A 7,478-nucleotide genomic window follows, 5' to 3' on the forward strand; every position below is an offset into this window, starting at 1 on the left:
GGTAAGCGGTAAGCGGTAAGCGGTAAGCGGTAAGCGGTAAGCCAAAAAATTTGAGCGTTGCTAATTATTATGTCAACACTTAAAAAACACTCGGACAGCTTAAAACTTATAGCTTACCGCTCTAAAGCTAAATTTTCATACACACATATTTTTCTTCGAGGTACTCGTCGAGCCCTTGGTGGCCACCTTCGCGACCAAGGCCTGACTGCTTAACCCCACCGAATGGTGCGACGGGGTTTGATATTAACCCTTCATTAATACCTACCATGCCGTACTCTAACGCTTCGCTCACTCGGTATATTTGTTTCAAATCTTGGCTATAAAAATAAGCAGCTAAACCATAAGGCACATCGTTGGCCAGTGCTAAAACTTCAGGCTCTTCATCAAATATAATGATACTCACCACCGGGCCAAAAACTTCTTGATGGTAAATGTCCATCTCAGCAGTTACCCCATTTAAAATAAGCGGTGCTTGATAGTTACCACCAAGCTCAACATTATCACCTATTTGTACTGCACCTTTTGCTTTGGCATCTGCAACCAACTCTTGTACTTTTTGCTTAGCTTTAGGATAAATCAACGGCCCTATATCTGTTGCGTCATCAAGCCCATTACCGACTTTCAGTGCTGTAACTTTTTTAGCTAATTTATCGACAACTTGATCAAGCACGCTACGCTGCACAAAAATACGGTTAGCGGCGACACAAGTTTGCCCGCCATTTCTAAATTTTGCCCCCATAAGGCCCGTTACCGCTTCATCCAAATCGGCATTATCAAAAATAATAAACGGCGCGTTACCACCAAGTTCCATTGAAGTACGCTTAATAGTAGGGGCACATTGTGCAAGTAATTGCTTACCGACCCCCGTTGAACCGGTAAAAGTGAACTTACGAACAAGTTCAGATTCAGTTAGTAACTCACCCACCATTTTAGCGTTTTCAGAGAGCAATACATTAAAAGCGCCTTTTTCAAAACCGGCTTGGTCAGCCAAATAAGCCAATGCTAAAGCACATAAAGGTGTATGTTCCGAAGGTTTTAGTACAAAGCTACACCCTGCGGCATAGGCTGGTGCAACTTTACGGGTAACCATAGCAATCGGAAAATTCCAAGGAGTTATGCCTGCAACCACACCAATAGGCTGTTTAAAACTAGTTAAACGATGATTGTCATCAGTGGCGGGGATCACATCACCATAGCTACGTTTGGCTTGCTCTGCGTACCACTTAATAAACCCAGCCCCATATTCAACTTCACCAAGGGCTTCTTTTAATGGTTTACCTTGCTCTTTAGTCATTAATTCAGCAAGGGTTTGTTTATGCTGCATAACCAGTTCAAACCAACGCATTAATACATTACTACGCGTTGTGGCATTCGTGGCTTTGAGTTTAATAAATGCGCCGTGAGCGGCGTTGATGGCTTTATAAACCCCATCATCATCGATATCACTTACCATGATGATGCTTTGCTGTGTAGCGGGATCATCAACACTAAAGTGTTTTTCAGTGGAGTAAAACTCACCGTTAATGAAAGAGTCGTTAAATAGTAGATTATTCATAAAACCTCCAAAGCAATTATTACGGCATATAGCCAATGTTATGTTCACCACTGATAAGTGAAAGGTACTAGGTTAAAGGTTAAAGGCAAAGACTAGCTCCACCTAAAATCTAACATCTCAATACAACCGCGCGGCATAAAGCCGCGCCTACACAAATTCAAACATTGATGCCAAACCCGTAGGCGCGTGAGCGTAAATGAGAAGACATACCCTTCACTTATCTCTAAAGCGCAGCGCTCTCTTAACCTCTTTGTGAATAAATCAATTAAATTTTCGCGGCTAAAGCCGGCTCCTACGCAAATTCAAACATTGATGCCAAACCCGTAGGCGCAAGTCTACCTCGCGCAATTTTCGACCTTTATAAACAAAAACACCGCGTTCAAATTGAGCGCGGTGTTTTCTTTAAAGCTTAAGGCTTACAACTTATAGCTGCGCTTTAAATCAATGCTCTTCATTAACTATATTGAGATTGTACTTCGGTATTTCAACTATTAAGTCTTCATCACGGATGATTGCTTGGCAACCTAGGCGTGATTCAGGCTCTAAACCCCATGCTTTATCTAGCATGTCGTCTTCAAGCTCGTCACTTTCGTCAAGTGAGTCAAAACCTTCACGAATAACTAAATGACAAGTGGTACACGCACATGACTTTTCACAAGCATGTGGAATACTGATACCGTTTTTAAGTGCAACATTAAGAACTGTTTCACCACTTGGTGCATCAATTGCAGCGCCGTCAGGACATAATTCCGGATGGGGAAGAAAAATAATTTGTGGCATTCTAACCTCTTTTAAACGTTGTCTACTGACTGCCCTTGCAGTGCTTTTTTGATCGATGCATCCATTCTTAACTCAGCAAATTTACTGCTGGCGTTATCAACTTTCTCAATGGCTGCTTTTATTTGATTTGGCTCGGTAGCTGTCTCACGAACTGTAACTAGCTTCGCTATTTCAGCGTTCAAGTTAGTTAATTCATGTTCAGCAAGTAAAGCACTGTCTGTTGCTAATGATGCATAAAGTGCTTCGATAACACGCAATGCTTCAACTTGTTGCTCTTTGAGCATACGCGCTTGCATATCATCTTTGGCATTAGTCATCGACTCTTTAAGCATATTAGCTACTTGGTCATCTGACAAACCAAACGATGGTTTAACCTGGATTTCAGCTTGTACGCCAGTTGATTTTTCCATTGCAGATACGCTAAGTAAGCCATCGGCATCGACTTTAAAGGTCACACGAATATGCGCCGCACCGGCTGCCATTGGTGGAATACCTTTTAAGCTAAATTTAGCCAATGAACGGCAATCATCAACTAGCTCTCGTTCACCTTGCAATACATGCAGCGACATTGCAGTTTGACCATCTTTAAAAGTGGTAAACTCTTGTGCTCGTGCTACAGGTATAGTGGTATTACGCGGAATAATCTTTTCCACTAAGCCGCCCATAGTCTCAAGGCCAAGCGACAGTGGTAATACATCAAGTAACAACATGTCTGAATCAGGCTTGTTGCCCACTAACACATCCGCTTGTAATGCTGCACCAAGTGCAACGACGCGGTCCGGATCAATAGAGGTAAGCGGCTCTTTATTAAAAAATTCAGCGACTTGGTTGCGTACGATTGGCATACGAGTTGAGCCGCCGACCATAACTACTTGCAGTACTTCGTCATTTGTAATGCCAGCATCTTTAACTGCACGGCGACACGAACGGAGTGTTTTTTTCACCAGCACCATGGCTAGTTCTTCAAACTTTTCGCGAGTGACTTCAACCGTGTATTTTTCATCATCAAACTCAAGACCAACATTCACTTTAGCATATTGGCTTAGTGCTTCTTTACAAGCTTTAGCTTTATTAATAAATAAGCGTAATACTGATGGAGATAGCGTCATCACACCGGTTTCACGTTTAAAATGATCCACTAATAATGAGTCAAAATCATCGCCACCTAGGCTTGAATCACCACCGGTTGCCAGTACTTCAAATACACCTTGGTTTAAACGCAAGATTGAAATATCAAAGGTACCGCCGCCTAAATCATAAACTGCGATAATGCCTTCTTGGCCTGAATCTAAACCATAAGCAACTGCGGCTGCAGTTGGCTCGTTTAATAAACGCAGTACATTAATACCAGCAAGCTCTGCGGCATCTTTGGTGCTTTGGCGCTGTGCATCATCAAAATAAGCAGGTACTGTGATCACGGCACCTAAAATATCTTGCCCTGCAAAGCTTTCTTCAGCGCGTTGCTTTAATGCTTTTAAAATATCGCTTGATGCGGTGATTGGGCTGATGTTGCCAGCCGCGGTGGTAATCGCTAATGCGCCATCATGCTGACAAAAATCATACGGTAATTGGCCGTAGCTTTGCTCTATTTCAGCTTGAGTTTTACCTAAAAAACGTTTAACTGAAATTAAAGTATTTACAGGATCTTGTGTTGCAGCTTGAGCGGCAAGTTCGCCCACTGTTATACCATCAGCGGCGTAACGTACAACAGACGGTAACATGGCTGCGCCATTAACATCGGTTAATGTACGCGCTTCGCCACTTTGTACTGTCGCAACAAGTGAGTTGGTAGTACCAAGGTCAATACCAATTGCTAACTTATGTTCATGTGGTGCCGCGCTCTGCCCCGGCTCAGCAATCTGCAATAATGCCATAATGATCTTTAACTCTTGTTTGACTTACCAATGGTGCAGTAAGTTAGATAATTAATCGTCGAATAAACTGTCTTCAATACGCTCTAATTCATCTCGTAATTTATACACGAACTTTAATTTTCGAATGCTATCAGCGGCTAACTGCCATTGCTGCTCGTCATTACTTGCCAATTGCTCAGCAAGTTGCGCGCTGTATTGGCTGTCTAGTTGTTTTATTTGCTTCTCGAACTGAGCAATCGCTGTGTCTGGATCATCGCTTGTGCTTAGCTCTTCAAGCTCTTCACGTAATTCCATTTGCTGCATTAAAAAGAGTGGATCTTGTAGTGTTTGCTGCTCGGCACGAATATCAACACCCAATTCACTCAGCATATATTCTGCGCGTTTTACCGGATGCTTTAAAATTTGTAAGGCATCATTAATTTCTGCGGTATTTTGTACGGCTAATAACTTATCACGGCTGCTGGCATTGGCATGGCGATCTGGGTGAACAGCACGCTGGAGTTCGAGGTAATTCTTAGTTACTTTTGCCAAATCTACATTGTAATCAACGGGTATCGCAAACAATTCAAAATAGCGCATAATTCCAACCATGCCAACAATCTATTGGCTTAAAATTCAGATAGAACAAAGCCCTACAGGTGCAGGGCTTGAGAGTACAATCACTTTATTGTTTATACTGTGAAACTTTCGCCACAACCACACTCATCAGCTTGATTTGGGTTAATAAATTTAAACCCTTCGTTCAAACCTTCTTTAGTGTAATCAAGCTCGGTGCCATCAATATAAACTAAGCTTTTAGCGTCGACGATTACTTTAACCCCTTTAGATTCAAATACTTCGTCGCCTTCAGATAACTCGTCAACAAACTCAAGAACATATGCAAGACCTGAACAGCCCGTCGTTTTAATGCCTACGCGCAGGCCTAAGCCTTTTCCGCGATTTGCTAAAAATGATTCTACGCGGTTTACTGCCGCTTCTGTCAATGTCACTGCCATGATTTATCTCTTACTTCGCTTGTTTACTTTTGTAATCTGCAATTGCTGCTTGAATTGCATCTTCAGCTAAAATTGAACAGTGAATTTTCACTGGAGGCAATTCAAGCTCAGCACTGATATCAGTGTTTTTGATCATTGCAGCTTCATCTAATGTCTTGCCTTTAACCCACTCTGTTACAAGTGACGATGAAGCAATTGCGCTACCACAACCGTATGTTTTGAATTTAGCATCTTCAATTATGCCTGCAGCTGATACTTTAATTTGCAGCTTCATTACGTCACCACATGCTGGTGCGCCAACCATACCCGTTGCTACTGATGGATCATTTTTGTCTAATACACCTACGTTACGTGGGTTTTCAACATGATCGATTACTTTATCACTATACGCCATAATTCTATCCTCATTACCTGCTAGTGGATGTGCTCGTCAATTAATGATGAGCCCATTCAACTGAATCTAAATCAACACCCTCTTGATGCATTTCCCAAAGAGGAGACATCTCACGTAAGCGACCGATAGAGTTTTTCATTAAATTGACGGTATAATCAATCTCTTCTTCGGTGGTAAAACGACCAATACTAAAACGAATTGAGCTGTGTGCTAATTCATCGTTGCGGCCAAGCGCACGTAATACATAAGAAGGCTCTAAACTTGCTGAAGTACAGGCAGAACCTGATGATACAGCAATATCTTTAACAGCCATCAATAACGACTCACCTTCAACAAAGTTAAAGCTGATGTTAATTATTCCTGGTACTGATTGGTCCGGCGTACCGTTAAAGTACACTTCATCCATATCAGCCATAATGCCATCAATTAAACGCTTACGAAGCGCGCTGATGTGAGCATGATCTTTTTCGAAATCTTGTTTGGCAATTCTAAATGCAGCACCCATACCAACCAACTGGTGAGTCGCTAGCGTACCAGAGCGCATTCCACGCTCATGACCACCACCATGCATTTGTGCTTCTAAACGAGCACGCGGTTTACGGCGAACATACAATGCACCGATACCTTTCGGGCCATATACTTTGTGCGCTGAGAAAGACATAAAATCAACTTTAAGCTGTTGCACGTCGATTAAAACTTTACCGGCACTTTGTGCAGCATCAACGTGGAACATGATTTTACGTTCGCGACACATTTCGCCAATAGTCGCGATATCTTGAATTACACCTAGCTCGTTGTTTACATGCATAATGCTCACTAACACTGTGTCATCGCGCATTGTGTCGGCTAATTTTTGTAAATCAAGTAGGCCGTTTTCTTCAACGTCCATATAGGTTACTTCAAACCCTTGACGCTCTAGCTCACGACAGGTGTCGATCACTGCTTTATGCTCAGTTTTAGCGGTAATAACGTGCTTACCTTTCTTTTTATAAAACTGTGCTGCGCCTTTAATTGCAAGGTTGTTTGATTCTGTCGCACCCGAAGTGAAAACGATTTCACGTGGGTCTGCGTTAATTAAATCTGCGATATCAGTACGAGCTTGATCAATCGCTTCTTCAGCTTGCCAACCAAAACGGTGTGAACGTGATGCAGGGTTACCAAAATTGCCATCCATTGTTAGGCATTGCATCATTTCTTTTGCTACACGCTCGTCAACTGGCGTGGTTGCTGCGTAATCTAAATAAATCGGTAACTTCATTTCTTTCTCCGCTGGACGCCAACTTATAGTTGGCAGCTTACTTGAATATTTTCCAATTGCTTGAGTGCATTATTAACGCTGTTATCTTGGCGAGATGAAACTTCCTTCACATCTGACTTTTCCACCAATTCAGCAAGGGTAATACCGTTTAAAAAGTCTTCTATTCTGGTACTTAGATCAGACCATAAGGTGTGAGTTAAACACCGCATACCGCTTTGACAGCCGCCCGTTGCACCATGGCATCGGGTTGCATCTATTGATTCATCAACGGCGTTGATCACATCACCAACCGAAATTGCATGCGTTTCTCGACCGAGTAAATAACCACCACCAGGTCCACGCACTGAGCTGACTAAACCACTTTTACGTAACCGGGCAAATAACTGCTCTAGATACGACAAAGAAATTTCTTGTCGTTCTGAAATATCAGCAAGGGGAACTGGCCCTACATTTGTATGTAGCGCAACATCCAGCATCGCTGTGACGGCATACCTGCCTTTTGATGTTAACTTCATGGAGCCCCCGCACTAAAGAGTGCAAATTTTAATTACCAGAGTAAAATAGTCAAGTATTAAATAAAGTCTAGGTTCTAGGTTCTAGGTTCTAGGTTCTAGGTTCTAGG

Annotated in this window: 8 protein-coding genes; all 8 read right to left on the reverse strand. The window is 42.4% G+C overall.

Annotated features, from left to right (window positions below; genetic code table 11):
- Positions 1-127: 127 nt before the first annotated feature.
- The 8 genes from H5187_RS22225 to iscR all read right to left on the reverse strand — a co-directional run bounded on the left by H5187_RS22225 (position 128) and on the right by iscR (position 7,371).
- Complete coding sequence (locus H5187_RS22225; RefSeq protein ID WP_182798377.1) at positions 128-1,555, reverse strand: NAD-dependent succinate-semialdehyde dehydrogenase; 1,428 nt, start codon at positions 1,553-1,555, stop codon at positions 128-130.
- A gap of 441 nt (positions 1,556-1,996) precedes the next feature.
- Entirely contained in the window at positions 1,997-2,335 is a 339-nt protein-coding gene (gene fdx, locus H5187_RS22230) for an ISC system 2Fe-2S type ferredoxin (RefSeq protein ID WP_145236547.1), read from the reverse strand.
- A gap of 11 nt (positions 2,336-2,346) precedes the next feature.
- Positions 2,347-4,209 (reverse strand): Fe-S protein assembly chaperone HscA, encoded by a 1,863-nt coding sequence (gene hscA, locus H5187_RS22235; protein WP_145236544.1) that lies wholly within the window; start codon positions 4,207-4,209, stop codon positions 2,347-2,349.
- A gap of 51 nt (positions 4,210-4,260) precedes the next feature.
- The gene (hscB, locus tag H5187_RS22240) at positions 4,261-4,788 is read right to left on the reverse strand and encodes a co-chaperone HscB (RefSeq protein WP_149980539.1); all 528 of its coding nucleotides are present in this window, start codon (positions 4,786-4,788) and stop codon (positions 4,261-4,263) included.
- 92 nt (positions 4,789-4,880) lie between these two features.
- Positions 4,881-5,204, reverse strand: a complete 324-nt coding sequence (iscA, locus tag H5187_RS22245) for an iron-sulfur cluster assembly protein IscA (RefSeq protein WP_145236536.1) — start codon at positions 5,202-5,204, stop codon at positions 4,881-4,883.
- A 10-nt stretch (positions 5,205-5,214) separates the two neighbouring features.
- The gene (gene iscU / locus H5187_RS22250) at positions 5,215-5,598 is read right to left on the reverse strand and encodes a Fe-S cluster assembly scaffold IscU (protein ID WP_145236533.1); all 384 of its coding nucleotides are present in this window, start codon (positions 5,596-5,598) and stop codon (positions 5,215-5,217) included.
- A 40-nt stretch (positions 5,599-5,638) separates the two neighbouring features.
- Positions 5,639-6,856: an IscS subfamily cysteine desulfurase gene (locus tag H5187_RS22255; protein WP_149980538.1), complete on the reverse strand. Its 1,218-nt coding sequence runs from the start codon at positions 6,854-6,856 to the stop codon at positions 5,639-5,641.
- 23 nt (positions 6,857-6,879) lie between these two features.
- The gene (iscR, locus tag H5187_RS22260) at positions 6,880-7,371 is read right to left on the reverse strand and encodes a Fe-S cluster assembly transcriptional regulator IscR (RefSeq protein WP_145236527.1); all 492 of its coding nucleotides are present in this window, start codon (positions 7,369-7,371) and stop codon (positions 6,880-6,882) included.
- Between the last annotated feature and the right edge of the window lie 107 nt (positions 7,372-7,478).

It is taken from the genome of Pseudoalteromonas sp. SG44-1, assembly GCF_014164315.1.
GTDB lineage: Bacteria > Pseudomonadota > Gammaproteobacteria > Enterobacterales > Alteromonadaceae > Pseudoalteromonas > Pseudoalteromonas rhizosphaerae.